General features: G+C 38.9%; 14 protein-coding genes. 6 read left to right on the top strand and 8 right to left on the bottom strand.

What is annotated here, in order from left to right:
• Positions 1-26: 26 nt before the first annotated feature.
• The 6 genes from MKX47_RS08515 to MKX47_RS08540 form a co-directional block, all read right to left on the bottom strand.
• Positions 27-1,022 (bottom strand): LLM class flavin-dependent oxidoreductase, encoded by a 996-nt coding sequence (locus tag MKX47_RS08515; protein WP_340772997.1) that lies wholly within the window; start codon positions 1,020-1,022, stop codon positions 27-29.
• A 52-nt stretch (positions 1,023-1,074) separates the two neighbouring features.
• The gene (locus MKX47_RS08520) at positions 1,075-1,647 is read right to left on the bottom strand and encodes a YdcF family protein (protein ID WP_340772999.1); all 573 of its coding nucleotides are present in this window, start codon (positions 1,645-1,647) and stop codon (positions 1,075-1,077) included.
• A gap of 92 nt (positions 1,648-1,739) precedes the next feature.
• Positions 1,740-2,723, bottom strand: a complete 984-nt coding sequence (locus MKX47_RS08525) for a TDT family transporter (RefSeq protein WP_340773001.1) — start codon at positions 2,721-2,723, stop codon at positions 1,740-1,742.
• 80 nt (positions 2,724-2,803) lie between these two features.
• Positions 2,804-3,118 (bottom strand): DMT family transporter, encoded by a 315-nt coding sequence (locus MKX47_RS08530; protein WP_340773004.1) that lies wholly within the window; start codon positions 3,116-3,118, stop codon positions 2,804-2,806.
• Positions 3,118-3,453 carry a DMT family transporter gene (locus MKX47_RS08535; RefSeq protein ID WP_340773006.1) on the bottom strand — a complete coding sequence of 112 codons (336 nt, stop codon included), beginning with the start codon at positions 3,451-3,453 and terminating at the stop codon, positions 3,118-3,120. The genes MKX47_RS08530 and MKX47_RS08535 overlap by 1 nt, the downstream gene beginning before the upstream one ends.
• Before the next feature lie 9 nt (positions 3,454-3,462).
• Positions 3,463-4,023: a TetR/AcrR family transcriptional regulator gene (locus MKX47_RS08540; RefSeq protein ID WP_340773008.1), complete on the bottom strand. Its 561-nt coding sequence runs from the start codon at positions 4,021-4,023 to the stop codon at positions 3,463-3,465.
• A 105-nt stretch (positions 4,024-4,128) separates the two neighbouring features.
• On the opposite strand from MKX47_RS08540, the gene MKX47_RS08545 reads away from it, so the two are divergent.
• Positions 4,129-4,743 carry a DNA-3-methyladenine glycosylase I gene (locus MKX47_RS08545; RefSeq protein ID WP_340773011.1) on the top strand — a complete coding sequence of 205 codons (615 nt, stop codon included), beginning with the start codon at positions 4,129-4,131 and terminating at the stop codon, positions 4,741-4,743.
• Positions 4,744-4,977: 234 nt separating this feature from the next.
• The gene (locus MKX47_RS08550) at positions 4,978-6,807 is read left to right on the top strand and encodes a dynamin family protein (protein WP_340773013.1); all 1,830 of its coding nucleotides are present in this window, start codon (positions 4,978-4,980) and stop codon (positions 6,805-6,807) included.
• Positions 6,808-6,864: 57 nt separating this feature from the next.
• Here MKX47_RS08550 and yfkAB read toward each other — a convergent pair whose 3' ends face one another.
• Both yfkAB and MKX47_RS08560 read right to left on the bottom strand, forming a co-directional pair.
• Entirely contained in the window at positions 6,865-7,995 is a 1,131-nt protein-coding gene (yfkAB, locus tag MKX47_RS08555; protein WP_445683577.1) for a radical SAM/CxCxxxxC motif protein YfkAB, read from the bottom strand.
• A 180-nt stretch (positions 7,996-8,175) separates the two neighbouring features.
• A complete protein-coding gene (locus tag MKX47_RS08560; RefSeq protein ID WP_340773017.1) occupies positions 8,176-10,110 on the bottom strand; it encodes a right-handed parallel beta-helix repeat-containing protein in 1,935 nt (644 codons plus the stop codon).
• A gap of 260 nt (positions 10,111-10,370) precedes the next feature.
• Between MKX47_RS08560 and MKX47_RS08565 the strand changes: the two genes are divergently transcribed.
• The 4 genes from MKX47_RS08565 (at position 10,371) to acnA (ending at position 16,898) form a co-directional block, all read left to right on the top strand.
• Positions 10,371-11,489, top strand: a complete 1,119-nt coding sequence (locus MKX47_RS08565; protein ID WP_340773020.1) for an AAA family ATPase — start codon at positions 10,371-10,373, stop codon at positions 11,487-11,489.
• 39 nt (positions 11,490-11,528) lie between these two features.
• Positions 11,529-13,022, top strand: coding sequence for a vWA domain-containing protein (locus tag MKX47_RS08570; protein ID WP_340773024.1), 1,494 nt, complete (start codon positions 11,529-11,531; stop codon positions 13,020-13,022).
• A gap of 76 nt (positions 13,023-13,098) precedes the next feature.
• On the top strand, positions 13,099-13,935 hold the full coding sequence (locus MKX47_RS08575) for a DUF2785 domain-containing protein (protein WP_340773026.1): 837 nt from the start codon (positions 13,099-13,101) through the stop codon (positions 13,933-13,935).
• Between the two features lie 269 nt (positions 13,936-14,204).
• Positions 14,205-16,898 carry an aconitate hydratase AcnA gene (gene acnA / locus MKX47_RS08580; RefSeq protein WP_340773028.1) on the top strand — a complete coding sequence of 898 codons (2,694 nt, stop codon included), beginning with the start codon at positions 14,205-14,207 and terminating at the stop codon, positions 16,896-16,898.
• Positions 16,899-17,004 lie beyond the last annotated feature (106 nt).

The raw sequence follows: 17,004 nt of genomic DNA on the forward strand, positions 1-17,004 counted from the left end.
GTCGAACCGGGGACACGCTTTATTCGTTATTTGATAAGCTGTTTTGCAAGTAATGTGTAGCTGTTTATACGTTGCTCAAGCGAATAGAGATTGCTGTTAATCATAGCTTCATCAAACCCGTATTCCGCTTGTTCTTCTACTATTTGCGCTGCGACATCCTCAGCAGAACCAATTAGCATTAAATGGCGGTTTTGCTCGAGTATCATTTTATCCATTTCCGTTAACGGATAGTCGTTTGCTTCTTCTGGTGAGAGGACATTTAATAGCTTGCCGCGCATTAAATTTAAGCGACTAATTTGCATAGGCATCGAGTAATATTCGGCTTCATCAGCTGTTGCTGCAACACTGACGGCATAAGTTGTAATAATATTCGGCTTTTCCATATAGTAGGAAGGTTGAAAGCTATTTCGATACGCATCAAAAATAGATTTGGACATTTGCCCGTTAAAAAATTGTGCAAACGAGTAACCAACCCCTGCTGCACCGGCTTGTCGTGCGCTCTGACCACTAGAGCCGAGCAACCAGGCTTCTGGTAATTGGACTTTAAAAGGCGTTGCGACAACTTGATCATATACCGCTTCTCCTGTACGCTGATCGTTCATTAAACGTAGAATTATCTCAAGTTTATCGTATTGCTCTGTTAAATCAGGACGTCGCCCACTCGCTAAAGCAGTCATAGCAGGCATATCTCCACCAGGAGCACGGCCAGCACCAAAATCAATTCTACCCGGTGCGAGCGCAGCTAATGTTTTAAACACCTCGGCCACTTTAAAGGGCGAGTAATGCATCATCATAATGCCACCTGTTCCTACACGAATACGCTCCGTTTTTGCGGCAATGTAGGCGGCAGTTACTTCTGGTGCGGAGCTTGCAAGTGTCGTCGTGTTATGATGCTCGGCAAACCACATACGTTCATAGCCCAGTTCATCACCAAGCTGTGCAATTTTTACACTATTTGCGAGTGCCTCTGTGGATGTCATTCCTTTAGAAATCGGCACTTGATCTAAAATACTAAGTTTCATTATTTTCACCTCGTTACTAGCAACAATAACGAAATAGCCTCCACTTGTAAAATTATTGACCTAGTAGATAGGCTTTTAAAAGTGCTGCGCGTTCTCGAACACGCGATTTTAGCTTAACAACTTTTGGTGTAGGTGCGGCGATGACATCTGAATTTAAACCTAGTTTAGTAGCTAGTAGAGTCGCACGCTTTAAATGGAAGTCATTTGAAATAATGGTGATGGCGCTCGTGTTTTCAGGTAAGAGCTGTTGAGAGAATTTCAGGTTTTCAAAGGTTGAAGTTGAGTTGTCTTCTATTAAAATTCGCTTTGCATCGATGCCAGCTTGCACTAAATAATCATACATAACTGAAGCCTCAGTTTGGTCTTCATCAGCACCTTGCCCACCTGAAACAATGGCCGTCACATGCGGATATTGTAGTAAATACTCAATCGCAACGTCCAAGCGGTATTGTAATGATAAGGATGGAATACCGCCTGGCTTTACTTTTGCGCCTAAAATAATAGCGTAGTCATTCGAACCATCAGCCTTTTTTTCTGTTGCTTTATCCATTTCGTTGCCGAGCCATATGTATACAATCGCAGGTATTGTCAGTACGACGAAGCCAACAACAATCCATTTCTGCATCGAAAAACCCCCTTTCTATACTATACGTAGAAGAAAGGGGGGATGTTTCGTTTTGGTGCAGATTTTTCTTTTGGTGGTCCTGTTATACGATCTTATTTCGTGCTATTTTGAGGCAACACTTCTTCTGACATCGCTTGCAGGGATTTTGCTCGTACTTGTATGCTTAAATAATTAATATAGCGGATGAGTACATAGCCTACAATACATACGGCCAGGAAAAGCTGTATGTAAAAATAGCTTGTCAAGATACTTTTCGTCATGCCCTGTAATTCAACCGTATGAAGCACTGCATTGGTCGAAGTTGCTGAAATGACAAGTGGGAAAGTCATCGCTGCATAGCTTGGGTAAAACTGGAGCTTCAACATCGAAGGCAGTTTCAATACTACTAATAAAAATAACAGCTGAGCAACGACATATAAAGCAATGATGATGCCGATTGCGTGTTGAAATTGCTCTAAATATGCCGCTAAAATAAGTGATGCCGGTGCGGATAAAATCGCAAGCATCGGAATTGTTGGCTCTGGTAAATCATTGCGAATAAAGCCACGTAAAATAACGATTGGTGCCACAATCAAAAACGCACAAAAGGCAAAAATGACAATGCCTTGTGTAAAGCCTCCTGATAAATCTTTTGCTGTTAGTGGCATGACAGCCGTTCCGACAAATAAAATAAGCCAGCTCGGAAAGACATCTGTAACGGTAATTTTCTTTTTCCATATAAACGTAATAAAGAAATAACAAATAATAAAAATTTGTGTTGCTGCTGCTAAAATCCAAAGTGTATGGATGATGGAACTACTTATTCCGTAATAATGTAAGCCACTACTAAGCGCTAATGTCCCCATCGTAAATGTAGGGGATACCGAAGCAATAATGGGATTTTGCATTTCTGTAACAACCGAATTTGTAGCAAATACTAACTTTCCTAGTAATAAAAGAAACAGAACGATGCCTAAAAAGAAGCTAAAATGTGCGGCATTTGTAATCTGTAATTCATGCAATAAATTCCCGAGTGAAAAAAAGGCAAGCATAACGCCGCTTAACGGAATCGGGATTGCTTCGAATAAATACTTCATAGTGAGCGATTAGTCCTCCGTCATAAAAATTGCGTAAAAACAACGAGCCCGTTTTTACGCTTAGGTGTTTGTACACTATTCTACTGCGTTATCTTCAATCCAACAACCGCAATGATGATAAAAGAAATAAATAAAATACGTTTCCAGTCTTTGGATTCATTGTAGAAGAGCATTCCTACGAGTGTCCCCCCAACCGTTCCAATCCCTGTCCAGACTGCATAGGATACCCCCAGTGGCAATGTTTTCATCGCTAATGCCAGAAAGGTAAAACTACATGCAAACGCACCAAACATAATGGTGAATGAAGCGATATTTTTTTTCAGTGCGACTTTATTCATGCCGATAACACCACCTACTTCAAATAGACCCGCTACTATTAAATAGAACCAAGCCATTATGCATCCCTCGCTTCTTCTTCGTTTGAAAGTAATTTTAAGCCGATGACGCCGACTAATAGTAAAGCGATAAACCCAACTTTGATCATGCTAAAGGGCTCGACAAATAGAAAGGTCTCGACAATGACCGTCCCAGCAGTCCCGATTCCTGTAAATACAGCATAAACCGTTGAAACGGGTAGTTTGTTTGTTGCGATAATTAATACGTAAAAGGATAAAACGATCAGTGCAATGACACCAATCCATAATGGAAGGGTGTTGGCATATTTTAATCCCATTGCCCAGCCGATTTCGATGATACCTGCCAATATTACTAATAACCAATATTTTGTCATGATGTGCTCCTAGTTTGTTATGCCTTTATAAAAGATTTTCCAGCTAGCGTGTAACCGTTTTAAAAATCGCTCATTTCCACCATAGAGCATTTCAACATATAGACTATCTAATAAGGCCAAATAGCTAATGGCTGCTTCCTGAGGGCTAACGGTTATGTGCTGTGTGGTGAAATAATCTTCAAATAATTGCTCTAAATAATCTAAATAATAGTACGTTAGCTTTGTTAATGTTTGTGCTAAATGCGGAGGTGTTAAATACGTAGAACGAATAAAAAATTTTGTCTCGACATATTGTCCCATACGCTGTTCTACTTGTTGTAGAAGTGGCAGTAATTTTTCTTCAATCGATTGTTGTGCATAGCTTGTCATAGCTGCCTTCATAAATTCAAGTTCATTTAGCATCGCTCTTTCGTAAATGGCGAGATACAATTCATCTTTACTTTTAAAGTAAGTGTAGATGGATTGTTTTTTAATGCCAGTTTCTTCTGCGATTTGTGCGAGTGAGCCACCATTATAGCCATGCTCACCAAAATTATGAAATGCGGCTTGTATTAATTTTGCCCTTGTCATCAACTTCACCTTCCTGACGTTCGTAAGGTGAATATAACACAAGAAATTTGCATAGGCAAAGCTTTTGCATTACAGTGAAAAAAATAGTAGAAATCAGGTGGAAAAATGGAGCGCTGTGCGTGGGTAAAATTAGATGAACCGCTATATGTGAACTATCATGATGAAGAATGGGGTGAGCCGGTATATGACGATCAAAAATTATTTGAAATGCTCTGCTTAGAAGGGGCACAAGCGGGACTCAATTGGCTCACAATCTTAAAACGGAGAGAGGGTTATCGTGCCGCTTTTGATGGTTTTGATGTGGAAAAAATTTTGCGCTATGATGAGGCAAAGCTTGCAGCATTAAAAGAGGATGAACGCATTATTCGCAATCGTTTAAAAATCGCGAGTGTTGTGACAAATGCCAAAAGCTATCAGAATATGCAACAACAGCATGGCTCATTTGCAAACTATATTTGGTCGTTTGTCGATGGTCAGCCGATTATTAATCATTGGGAGCGAATGGTAGATGTACCCGTAACAACGGAGCTGAGTGACCGTATGAGTAAGCAATTGAAAAAGGATGGCTTCAAATTTGTCGGGAGTACAATTTGTTATGCGTTTATGCAGGCGGTAGGAATGGTCAATGATCATACGAAAAATTGCCACTGCTATCACAAGCGTTCCAAAAACGAAACGTTCAATTTGCAGAACAACCTAAACATGCGGCTACCTGATTGAGTAAACCGCATGTTTTCATTTGACACAGTTCATTCTGCCTAAAGTAAGACATCTAGATGTATTTTCAACATAAATTTTAAAGTATAATGAAATAAATCGGGAGTTAATTCCTAATTATGACAAAAATAATTGAGCAACATGAATCAATTTCTTCCTTTTTCCAAAAAATAATATTCAAGGAAAAATTTCTATGCGTATAATGAAATTATTAGATGAATAAAGGAGTTTAAGCGGATGACAGAATCAGTATTATCACTAAATAATTCAAATGACACCCAAACAAATTTGCAACAATTTATCGAACGCTTAAAGCCGCTCCACGTAATATTGTCGCAAAATACATATGTAAAAGATATGACCAATCGACTAAATCGCATTATTGAGGATGCAACTAGTCAGCCAATCATGTTAATTTTGGGAAAAGAGCGCGTCGGCAAAACAACATTAATTAATGGCCTATTAGGAAGAAGCCTATTAGAGGATAATAAAAACGAGCCAACATATGTCAATACGTTTATCAAATATGGTGAACAGGAGTGCATAAAAGCAATCTTTTTAGATGGTATGGTGGCCACTTTTGATATTTCGAAATTAAAGCTCCTAACGATTTCTAATAGTGAAAGTGCTCAAATTATTCGCGAGCATATTGATTATTTAGAAGTGTATATTAAACATGATTTATTAAAAGATGTGACAATTATCGACTCTATTGGACTTGAAGTTGGGGCAAATAATACAGCATACTTTTCCCAAAGCTTATTGCAACGAGTGGATGAAGTATTCTTTGTGTTAAGAGCTGGTTCATCTGCTACAGATGATGAAGTGAACTTTATTAAAAAGCTCAATACACTAGGAATTACTGCTAATTTAGTCGTTAATGGGATTGATCAGCTCGATCATAAAGTAGAGCAGTTTATCCAAGAAGAAAAGAATGTCTATGGTGAACATATCGGACATGTTGTTGCGGTTTCGGCACTTCAAGCATTGCAAGGCCGTAAAACGAATAATAGCCAACTACTCATTGATTCGCGTATTACACAGCTTACCCAGTTAATTCAAGAGCTAGCGGATAATCAACAAAAGAAAACGCGCAATGTTATGGAGCAATTTATGAATTGGCTGGAGCGTTTACGAAAAGAAGTCGAGCTCATTCCGCTCCGTGAGCCTTATGCTTCGGCTTTTGCCAATGTGGAGCAATATCATTCGGATTCAGATTTAGAATTTACACGTAAACAGCGTGACTTGGCATTGATTTCGGCGTACGAAGAGGAATATGCAAGTGTGAGCAAAGTATTTAAAGATGTTCAAACGCTTTATCAATTACTGCAAAAATTAGCGAGTGATTTGTATTTACGTGATACCTTAGTAGAGAAATACGAGGAAATTGCCGTACTTTATCAAAAAAATGTACGCGATTATCGCAAGCTGCATGTCGATTATACGATGGAATATGCTCGCTTTGAAAAGCAATATAAAAAGCAAACGAACCAAAATTTAACCTTCCCACTTCCACAAGAAGAAGCACAGGGGATCATGTTAGATCGAATCCAATCATTGAATAAAATACAAGCTCAGCTAGCTGAAAAAGTCGAACTAATTCGTAAATATGAGGAGTTCGTACTAAAAAATTTATACATCGTTCAAAATCGATTAAATGAGCTTGCAGAGAAACGTCTCGTTCAAATTCAAGGGCAGGTAAGCGACTTAAATATTCAGCGCAAACGTGAACGCAGTTATTTAAAATCCTATGCGAATAAATTAACAGAGTTTAACTGTATTGTAGAAGCACAGGGCTTTTTAATGGATGCCATCATGCCTTATTTACTAGAGCAGCAGCTACCAATTTCTGAACAGGAAAAAACGCATATTCAAAATACAATCGAATGTATTTGTGCCATTGATTTGACACATCAAGCATTGTATAAACGTTTAAATGTGACAGATGCAGATGATTTATTGACACAGATGGACTTTGAAGGGAAATTCAAATTATTCGGACTGAGCTTAACGGAATCGGATATCCTATCTGAAATTCCTGAACTACCAAATTTACTAGAAGTATAAAAAAAGAGCGGAATAGGTGCCAATTAGCCCTTGTTCCGCTCTTTATTTTTTGTATCTTTATTTAGATGTGACTCGAATCTCCTTCACCGAGCCACTAATAAACTGTTGGTCTTCGTAATACATGTTTTTAACTAAAACATTGGGTCCGAGACATTTTACAGCAGGGCAGTGACAGTTCAAGCTCTTGGCTAAATCGGTGTCCATCCATTTGTTAAAAATATCAGGGAGTGAGTCGGTGTTAATATTACCGAGCGCAGGTGTATCCCCGAAATCCGTAACAATAACATCACCTGTAAAGATATTGACGTTTAAGCGAGAACGACCATCGGGATCATTACGCATGGAGACGTTTTTTGCTGCTCGTAAGCGTGCTAATAATAGCTGATCTTCCTCAGATGGGCTACAAGGGTAAAATGGTAACGTCCCGAACAGCATCCATGTATTTTCATCACGAATGTCAAGTAAATGGTGGATCGCCTCACGTGTTTCTGCTAATGAAAGCGATGTTAAGGCGCTTGCAAAATCAGAGGGATACATAGGGTGTACTTCGTGACGAGTACATTTCATTTCGTTAATAATTTGGTTGTGGATATGCTCTAAGTACGGCAATGTTTTTTTGTTTAGCATCGTTTCAGCAGAGACCATAACTCCGTTTTCTGCAAGCATGCGTGCGTTGTCAATCATGCGTTGGAATAGCGCGGCACGTTGGTCAAATGTTGGTTTTCGTTCCATCATCGCAAAGCCTGTTTCGACAAATTCCTCAATTGTGCCCCAGTTATGAGAAATATGGAGCACATCTAAATAAGGTGCGATTTCAAGATAACGTTCTCCGTCAATTGTTAAATTTGAGTTCATTTGCGTACGGACGCCGCGATCATGTGCGTATTTTAATAGGGGCAATACATATTCACGTACAGATTTGCGGCTCATCATTGGTTCTCCACCAGTAATAGAAATTGTTGATAAATTGGGGATTTCATCTAACCGTTGTAAAATTAATTCGATTGGTAATGCCTCTGGGTCTTTTGTTTGTAATGTATAACCGACAGCGCAGTGAGCACAACGCATATTACATAATGTAGTCGTTGTAAATTCAATATTAGTTAATGTTAAGCCCCCATGTTTTTCGACATCTAAGTAAGCTTCCCATGGATCGAAACTTGGCGTGATTTCTTTTAACATCGTCATTTTAATCAATTACTTCCTTTCTAACGATTTATTGTCTCATAAAATACGATGAAAGCAAATGTCTATCGCCTATTTTAATAGAAATTTCATTGGTGTGCACAGAGGAATGCGCATATCAAATCGCAAATTAAAAAGCCTACAAAGATTCGTAGGCTTTAACTCTTAATCCATTAAATCCGATTAATTTAGCTCATCAAGTGTATGGGTAATGTGACTATTATTTTCGCTGTAAAAAATATTGCCAAGAGAATTTTCAATGGTCGTATGCACTAAGTCTATTTTCGAATGGTTTACCGCTTGTACATTAAAATGATATTTATCATTTTGAATAATGCAATGCTGGGCATGGAGTGTCGAGTTGTTTTGTACATAAATATCGGATTCATGCCCCTCTGTTAGCTGTGTGGCAGAAAGCTCGACAGCAGAATCTAAATCAATCCAAATCTGAGGGTACAGATGATTGGAAATAAAGGAATCTTGAATAAAGGCCTCGGCATGGTTTTCGATAATAAAGCCGTTCTTTTCGCCATGCAATAATTCACTGTTTTTGAATATGACGGAGCTATCATTGACGATAATTTGTGGTAGTTTATGGGTCGTTATCTGACTTTCGGTTATATGCATCGTGGCATTCTTCATTACTTTAATGCCGTTACTATCACCACCACTAATGCGTGATTTCACAATAGATGCCTTCGTTTGTCCGACAATTTCCACTTGGACACCCGTACCATCTTTAATCGTAGTCTCTGAAATATCCAATTCACAGCTATCCACCATAAAAATCCCTTTGCCTCCGAATAATTCGCTCTGTGTAATCGACACATTGGCATGGTCCTTACCCGCAATATGGGGCATTTCATTATTGTCGAACTTGCAGCCTTCAATTGTCGTAGTCGCACCGTTGACCGTTAATATGCCATTTCCTTTATTTTGCTGAATGACAGAATCCAAAACAAACATCTCCGCATTGATGACGGTTATGGCAGTATTTTCCTGATTCCTAATCGTGCTCGTCACGACGGAGCAGGAAGAATTTTTCTCTACAAAAATCCCGACCTGCTTGCCTTCTTTAATGGTTATGTCTTTCAGTGTACAGATCGACTGCTCGGATATAAATAATTGCGGTAATGCATTAGCCGCGAATATTGACTCATTAAAGTTAGCAATCGATTTATCTTTTAATTGTACGCCGACGCCTTGACAGCTGTATATTTGGCAATCGGTCATATTGAGCAGCGACTCCAAGGTGAGCTGTACATTTGCAATTTTATGAAAGGCAAAGGATGTATTCGTTATCGTTGCTTCTGAACATTCACGCAGCATGATACCCGATTCATTGCCATATTCAATTCGACTGTTTAGTAAATGAAGCTGACTACTCTGGATCCATAGCTGCGGTAATGCATGATGCTGAATGACGGTATTTTGTATTCGAATTTTTGATTGCTCTGCTGCATATATACCATTACCTTCACCATGCTCAAGTCCACATCCCTGCATATGAAGAGTAGAGGAAGCTTGAATAATCAGTTGTGTGCCTGTATGATGATGCATTTTGACATGATTTAATGTTGCGATGGATGTATTTTTTAACCAAAGGGCATGCTCGGCTTTTAAGAGCTCGCAGTTCGTTAATTCAATTGAAGATTGATCCATGAGTATATGTGTCTTTTCGTTGCTTTCGAAATAGCAATTGCTCATGGTTGCCGAACTTTTATTTAGCAATGCGACTGCTACATCCTTCGCCCCGATAAATTTGCATTTTTCTGCATGTGCTTTCCCACCGTTTAATGATAATAATACAGTGGACATAGAGCCATTTAGCACGCAATTGGTGAGTGTAATGGTACCTTCGACGTAGATTTGTGTCGTCGGGTGAAGGGTAATATTTTCTAAAGTTAAATGTGTAGCTTTAGGAACAATGACAATCCCTTCTATGACAACATGCTCTGCAACCTTTGCGGTAATCATTACATCTTGTTGTATTGAAATGGATTCCCTGTATTTACCGGCAGCCACTAAGATTTCATCGCCGTAATTCGCTTTTTGTACGGCGCGTTCGACTGTTTTAATCAAAGAAAAAACAGAGGTAGACACTTTAATTATCGCCATAGAACCCCTCCCTAAACATGCTATATGTTATATGTTCACGGAAAATGCATAAGTTAATCATAAATATTATATTTTCCACTAAAAACATCATACAAAAGTTATGTAAAGTGAATGACCTCATGATTTATACAAATTGATTAGGGGTATAGTTACCTGTAAAAGGTTTAAAAACTATGTACGACATGTATCACATTAGTAATAAAGTAATTGTATTCATTTACGGAATCGAATAAGAAGTTGATTGAAAGGAATGTGCAAAATTGGCTAAGCAATTACAAATGATTCAACAAAGATTAAATGAGTATTTTTATGACCGTGAAGAGGAGGTTGAAGCGTTACTGACCGCCTTACTTTCAAAACAACATTTACTATTTATTGGACCTGCTGGAACAGGGAAGAGCATACTGTCATCCATGCTTGGCGAGATTGTCGAGGAAAGTCATTATTTTCAGCATTTACTGACCCCATTCAGTACGCCTGAAGAATTATTTGGTGTTCTGTCGCTAAAGGATTTAGAGCAAGGAGTATATAAGCGTAATGTTTCGAACATGCTCCCAGAAGCCCATTTCGCATTTGTCGATGAGATTTTCAAAGCCAATTCAGCTATTTTAAATTCTTTATTAACGTTAATTAATGAGCGTATTTTTTATAATAACGGCGTGCCCGTGCCCTCACCATTGATGACAATTGTCGGCTCTTCAAATGAGTATATTGAAGAGGGGGAAGGGCTAGAAGCGTTATTTGATCGCTTTTTACTACGCTACGAAGTGAATTATATCCGTGAGGCAGATTCCTTTATTGCCATGTTAAAGGACCAAAATCCGATCGTAATACCAAAAATGACGATGCAGGAGCTATGTGCACATCAAGAGCAGGTTGCTAACGTTACAATATCCGATACGATTTATCAAGCAATCGCGAAAGTTCGGCAAGCATTACATGATGCGGCCATTCGTCCATCTGACCGACGCTTCAAGCAATCGCTATCCATTTTACGAGCAAAGGCTTATTTAGCGGGCCGTTCCCACGTAATACGCTCTGATTTGGCTATTATGGGCAATATTTTGTGGGAAACGATTGATCAAAAAAATGCGACACAGGAAATTATAAATGAAACGGTATTTGATACAGTCGAAGCCTTTATCCATCGAACAACGACCGAATTCGAAACGCTATTAATGACAGCACAAAACACGATGCAAAATAAAACAGCGCTTGCTCGTACGCAACTGAGTCATTTACTAATGCAAGGAAAAACTTTATACATGGAAGTGGAAAATATGAACCGGCAAATTCCCAATCGCCCGGAGCTTCAGCATTTAAAGGTGGACATGCATAAGCGCTTATTACAAATGACATCAGATGTGATCGGTTTTTAGTTGGTTGTACTTTATTTTTTATAGTAGGTGGGGAATTATATGGATGAAAATATAGTTGTCTTGTATAGCCGATCACTTTTCGATATAAGCCATTTGCAAAAAGCGCGCTTTAATGAGCTAGTAAAAATGGCCAAGCTTTTGGCGGATAGCTGCATGGAAGGCGAAAAAATACTGACCGGCTTCACAAATTATATCGGGGATACATGGTATGCATTTTTTAGCAAAGACCCGACACTTTTGAAAACAGCACAGCAAATAGATGAAAGCCAATATGATTTTATTTCGAACTTGTTGAAGCAAGATGAATATCTTCAATGGCAGCAGCTAACAAAAGGGGACGAGCTGCTAAGTGTGCTGACCGCAATCAGTATGGCAGATCAATTACTAAAGGCAATAAAAGACACTCAGAACATGAATCTAAGTGCGCATAATCAAAGGTTGGTGGAGCGTAAGCATACATTTGCTAAAAAGCGTATTGAAGAGTTGGAGCAAAAAATAAAGGAGTCTACAACAGACATTATGAAGGATGCCTACCGACGCCAAAAGCATCTTTATGAAGAACGCATAAAAACGGTCGATCAAGAAATGTTGACCTCACAGCAACAAGTGAAGCAACGACTGAAGCGCATTAGTGAACAGTCTATCGGAACAATCATTCACCAAAATAAGAAAAAAATTCACCATACAAAGAAGTTAATTAGGGCAATTGGAACGATGGACGGCAAAAAGTTCGAATACGTCCCACTATGTGATCAATTTGATCTAGCTGAAAAATTACGCGCCAGCAAGGAATTACAGCGAATAGCCGACTTGGTGGGGCGCTTTAAGCGAATCGCGATGAAAAAACAAAAAGAAAAACAGATACAAACGATGGAACGGAAAAATATCTCCATTGGACAAGAAGTTTCGAGATTATTGCCAACAGAGCTTGCTAACTATGTGATGGCGCCTAGCAAGCTGGATTTTATGCGCCGTTTCAGTGAATCGCAAACACTTGTCTATGATCCGGTGGGGAAGAATCAAAAGGGAAAAGGACCAATGATTATTTGCATGGATGAAAGTAGCTCTATGACCTCGATTAAAGAGCAAAGTAAGGCATTTTGTATCGCGCTCCTGACCATTGCCAAGAAGCAAAAGCGTGATTTAGCGATTATTCCCTTTGCTAGCACAGTCGGGGAGATTCAAATCTTTCGGAAAGGACAAGCAACGACACGGGATTTAATGGCATTTAGCCAGCGCTTTTTAGGGGGTGGCACAAATTATGAGCAGCCGTTACGCGAATCATTAAACATCCTTTTGCAAAGTGAATTTAAGGAAGCAGATATCCTTTTCGTAACAGATGGCTCGAGTTTTTTATCGACACGCTTTATTGATGAGTTCAATGCGACGAAAAAGAAAAAACAATTTGAATGCACAGCAATCCTTTTAACCAACTTATTTAATGCGGTGAATGTGAACGTGGTCAATAAGTTTGCGGATCGTGTAATGGAGGTAAATGAATTATTCGAAGCAACTGATGCATTCGTTTTATAGGGAGCAGGATTCTTTCTAGTCAAACCGCCTATTGTCTCTTACAATGAAGGAGGTAAAAGATTTAGGGGGAATTATTTTGAACACAGAGACATATCATCAAATTTTTGCGCTGACACAAGAAGAGCGTAAACAGTATATAGAAGAAAATCCATTGGTAGTCCAGCACATATTGCAAACAGTTGGGCAGGAGCAAGCTGAATTAAGAGATCAGTTGAACTATCGTTTATTTATTCAATTATTATCAGAAAATAGCTTATCGAAACCGATGATCCATGACTTTGTTGACGAACTTACTTCAATTAAAGGGTTAGTTTTTAATATTGGGGAAAAACATACGAACAGTGTATTTTTACGTTCGTATGCCGCGCTATTTTTAGCAGCGATTGTCAACGCAGACCGACAGCTACAGTATTTAACGGACGAGCAATTGGAAAGCTTAACACAAAATACGATTGCTCTTTTGGCAAAGGAGCAGGATTTACGCAGCTTTGTTAGTGCGGAGCAGGGATGGGCCCATAGCATTGCCAATTGCAGTGAATTAATGTGCGCAATTATTCAGCATCCAAAATTTCAAATTCGCTATACGGCACAAATTTTACAAGCGATTCGTGCAAACATTTGGAAGGGCTATGTTTTCCAAGATGATGAAGAAGAACGTTTCTGCAATATGATTGAAGCGTTACTTGCAAAGGGAATTGATGAAGAACTATTTATTGAGTGGACGGAGCAACTGTTTGATTACTTGCAGATGGTTGCCTATGAGCAAGGTTATGACGCCATTTGGTTTAAAGCACGTACCAATCAATTAAACATCGCTAAAACACTATACTTTTATTTGAAATTTGCAAATCGACATGACAAATTACGCGGAATTGTATCCATCTTTATTCAGCGCTGGATTAAATTAAATTAGCTTTTATCCGTTTGAAGGTGAAATTCGAGCTGCAAATGTTTTTGTGAAATATTAAATGGATGAATTGCCAATTAAAAATTCCGCTAAATACGCATAAATTCTAAATATTATTGTAGAATAAATGTGTATTTCCGATATGTCATAAATAAAACTTATCGTAAAGGATAATAATAATGCAATTTACTTATGTATAAAACTAAGCTATTATAAGTGGTGGAGAAAAGAGCATTACAACCTTTTCAATTATGAAATTCTAGGGGGAACACACAATGGCAAACTTACACAACAGCCGCGCTTCATTTGAAGTAAATGGTAAGTCTTATGGCTACTACCGTTTAGCTGCTATTGAAGAAGCTGGTATCGCAAACGTATCACGCCTACCTTACTCAATTAAAGTATTATTAGAATCAGTATTACGTCAATATGACAACTATGTAATTAAAGAAGAGCATGTAAACGAATTAGCAAAATTCGGTTCACACGACAAAGAAGCAGAAGTTCCATTCAAGCCTTCACGTGTAGTATTACAAGACTTCACTGGTGTACCAGTAGTAGTTGACTTAGCTTCATTACGTTCTGCAATGAAAGAAATGGGTGGAGACCCAGCTAAAATCAATCCTGCTATTCCAGTTGACCTTGTAATTGACCACTCAGTACAAGTTGACAAATACGGTAACGCAGCAGCATTACAAGCGAACATGGATTTAGAGTTCGAGCGTAACGCTGAACGTTATAACTTCTTAAAATGGGCTCAAACTGCTTATGATAACTTCCGCGCTGTACCACCAGCAACTGGTATCGTACACCAAGTTAACTTAGAGTATTTAGCTCCAATCGTTCATGTAAACGAAACAGAAGACGGTTTAGTAGCATTCCCTGACTCAGTAGTAGGTACTGACTCTCACACAACAATGATCAACGGTATCGGTGTTCTAGGTTGGGGTGTAGGTGGTATCGAAGCTGAAGCTGGTATGTTAGGTCAACCATCTTACTTCCCAATTCCTGATGTTATCGGTGTTAAATTAGTAGGCGAATTACCAAACGGTACAACTGCTACTGACTTAGCATTAAAAGTAACACAAGTATTACGTCAACGCGGCGTAGTAAACAAATTCGTAGAGTTCTTCGGTCCTGGTGTTGTTAAATTACCATTAGCTGACCGTGCTACAATCTCAAACATGGCTCCAGAATACGGTGCTACTTGTGGTTTCTTCGCAGTTGACGAAGAATCATTAAACTACATGCGCTTAACTGGCCGTGACGAAGAGCACATCGCTGTTGTTGAAGCTTACTTAAAAGCAAACGACATGTTCTTCAACCCGGACTTAGAGCCTGTTTACACTGACGTTTTAGAAATTAACTTAGCAGAAATCGAAGCTAACCTTTCTGGTCCTAAGCGTCCACAAGATTTAATTCCTTTAACTGAAATGAAAAAAGTTTACCGCGAGTCAGTAGTAGCTCCTCAAGGTACACAAGGTTTCGGTTTAACAGAAGAAGAATTTTCAAAAACATCAACTGCTAACTTTGCAGACGGTGCTGTTGAAATTCCAGCAGGTGCTGTAGCAATTGCTGCGATCACTTCTTGTACAAATACATCTAACCCATACGTATTATTAGCTGCTGGTTTAGTTGCTAAAAAAGCGGTTGAGTTAGGAATCAAACCTGCTAAGTGGGTTAAAACTTCTTTAGCACCAGGTTCTAAAGTAGTAACTGGTTACTTAGAAGAGTCAGGATTACAAGAGTACTTCGACGCAATCGGTTTCAACACTGTAGGTTACGGTTGTACAACATGTATCGGTAACTCAGGTCCGTTATTACCAGAAATCGAAGAAGCAATCAAATCAAACGATTTATTCGTAACTTCTGTATTATCAGGTAACCGTAACTTCGAAGGTCGTGTACACCCATTAGTAAAAGCGAACTTCTTAGCATCACCACCATTAGTAGTGGCTTATGCTTTAGCTGGTACTGTAGATATCGACTTACAAAAAGACGCTATCGCTGTAACTCCAGAAGGTAAAGAAGTATTCTTTGCTGATATCTGGCCATCAACTGAAGAAGTTAATGCTGTATTAAATAAAGTTGTAACTCGTGAATTATTCCAAAAAGAATACGAAACAGTATTCACTGCGAACGAAGCTTGGAATGCAATCGAAACTTCAACTGAAAACTTATATACTTTCGATGACAAATCAACTTACATCCAAAACCCACCATTCTTCACTGGTTTATCTAAAGAGCCAGGTGCGATCCAAACTTTAGAAGGTATGCGTGTAATGGCTAAGTTCGGTGACTCTATCACAACTGACCATATCTCTCCTGCAGGGGCAATCGGTAAAGATACACCAGCTGGTAAGTACTTAATCGAAAACGGCGTAGCTATCCGTGACTTCAACTCTTACGGCTCTCGTCGTGGTAACCACGAAGTAATGATGCGTGGTACATTCGCGAACATCCGTATCCGTAACCAAATCGCTCCAGGTACAGAAGGTGGTTTCACTACTTACTGGCCAACAGGCGAAGTTGAGTACATTTACGATGCATGCATGAAGTACCAAGAAGCAGGCACTGGCTTAGTAGTATTAGCTGGTAACGACTACGGTATGGGTTCATCTCGTGACTGGGCTGCTAAAGGTACATTCTTATTAGGCGTTAAAACAGTAATCGCACAATCTTATGAGCGTATCCACCGTTCTAACTTAGTAATGATGGGCGTATTACCATTACAATTCATGGCTGGTGAATCAGCTGATACTTTAGGATTAAAAGGTGACGAAACAATTTCTGTTAACTTAACAGATGATGTTAAACCACGTGACATCTTAACTGTTACTGCAACTTCTCCAGAAGGTAAAGTAACTGAGTTCAAAGCATTAGCTCGTTTCGATTCAGAAGTAGAAGTAGACTACTACCGTCATGGTGGTATCTTACAAATGGTATTACGTGCGAAAGCTGCACAATAAGCCATTAGCTAAATAGTTTATAAAGACAAAGTCAATTTCGATTGGCTTTGTCTTTTTTTCTGTAACTTTTTATAAATGGTTGTTAAAGTTTACTAAATAAACTAGT

The organism is Solibacillus sp. FSL R7-0668 (assembly GCF_038006205.1).
GTDB lineage: Bacteria > Bacillota > Bacilli > Bacillales_A > Planococcaceae > Solibacillus.

Excerpts from the sequence above, each read along its gene's own strand:
- MKX47_RS08515 (WP_340772997.1), bottom strand. The coding sequence starts at position 1,022 with ATGAAACTTAGTATTTTAGATCAAGTGCCGATTTCTAAAGGAATGACA.
- MKX47_RS08520 (WP_340772999.1), bottom strand. The coding sequence starts at position 1,647 with ATGCAGAAATGGATTGTTGTTGGCTTCGTCGTACTGACAATACCTGCG.
- MKX47_RS08525 (WP_340773001.1), bottom strand. The coding sequence starts at position 2,723 with ATGAAGTATTTATTCGAAGCAATCCCGATTCCGTTAAGCGGCGTTATG.
- MKX47_RS08530 (WP_340773004.1), bottom strand. The coding sequence starts at position 3,118 with ATGGCTTGGTTCTATTTAATAGTAGCGGGTCTATTTGAAGTAGGTGGT.
- MKX47_RS08535 (WP_340773006.1), bottom strand. The coding sequence starts at position 3,453 with ATGACAAAATATTGGTTATTAGTAATATTGGCAGGTATCATCGAAATC.
- MKX47_RS08540 (WP_340773008.1), bottom strand. The coding sequence starts at position 4,023 with ATGACAAGGGCAAAATTAATACAAGCCGCATTTCATAATTTTGGTGAG.
- MKX47_RS08545 (WP_340773011.1), top strand. The coding sequence starts at position 4,129 with ATGGAGCGCTGTGCGTGGGTAAAATTAGATGAACCGCTATATGTGAAC.
- MKX47_RS08550 (WP_340773013.1), top strand. The coding sequence starts at position 4,978 with ATGACAGAATCAGTATTATCACTAAATAATTCAAATGACACCCAAACA.
- yfkAB (WP_445683577.1), bottom strand. The coding sequence starts at position 7,995 with ATGACGATGTTAAAAGAAATCACGCCAAGTTTCGATCCATGGGAAGCT.
- MKX47_RS08560 (WP_340773017.1), bottom strand. The coding sequence starts at position 10,110 with ATGGCGATAATTAAAGTGTCTACCTCTGTTTTTTCTTTGATTAAAACA.
- MKX47_RS08570 (WP_340773024.1), top strand. The coding sequence starts at position 11,529 with ATGGATGAAAATATAGTTGTCTTGTATAGCCGATCACTTTTCGATATA.
- acnA (WP_340773028.1), top strand. The coding sequence starts at position 14,205 with ATGGCAAACTTACACAACAGCCGCGCTTCATTTGAAGTAAATGGTAAG.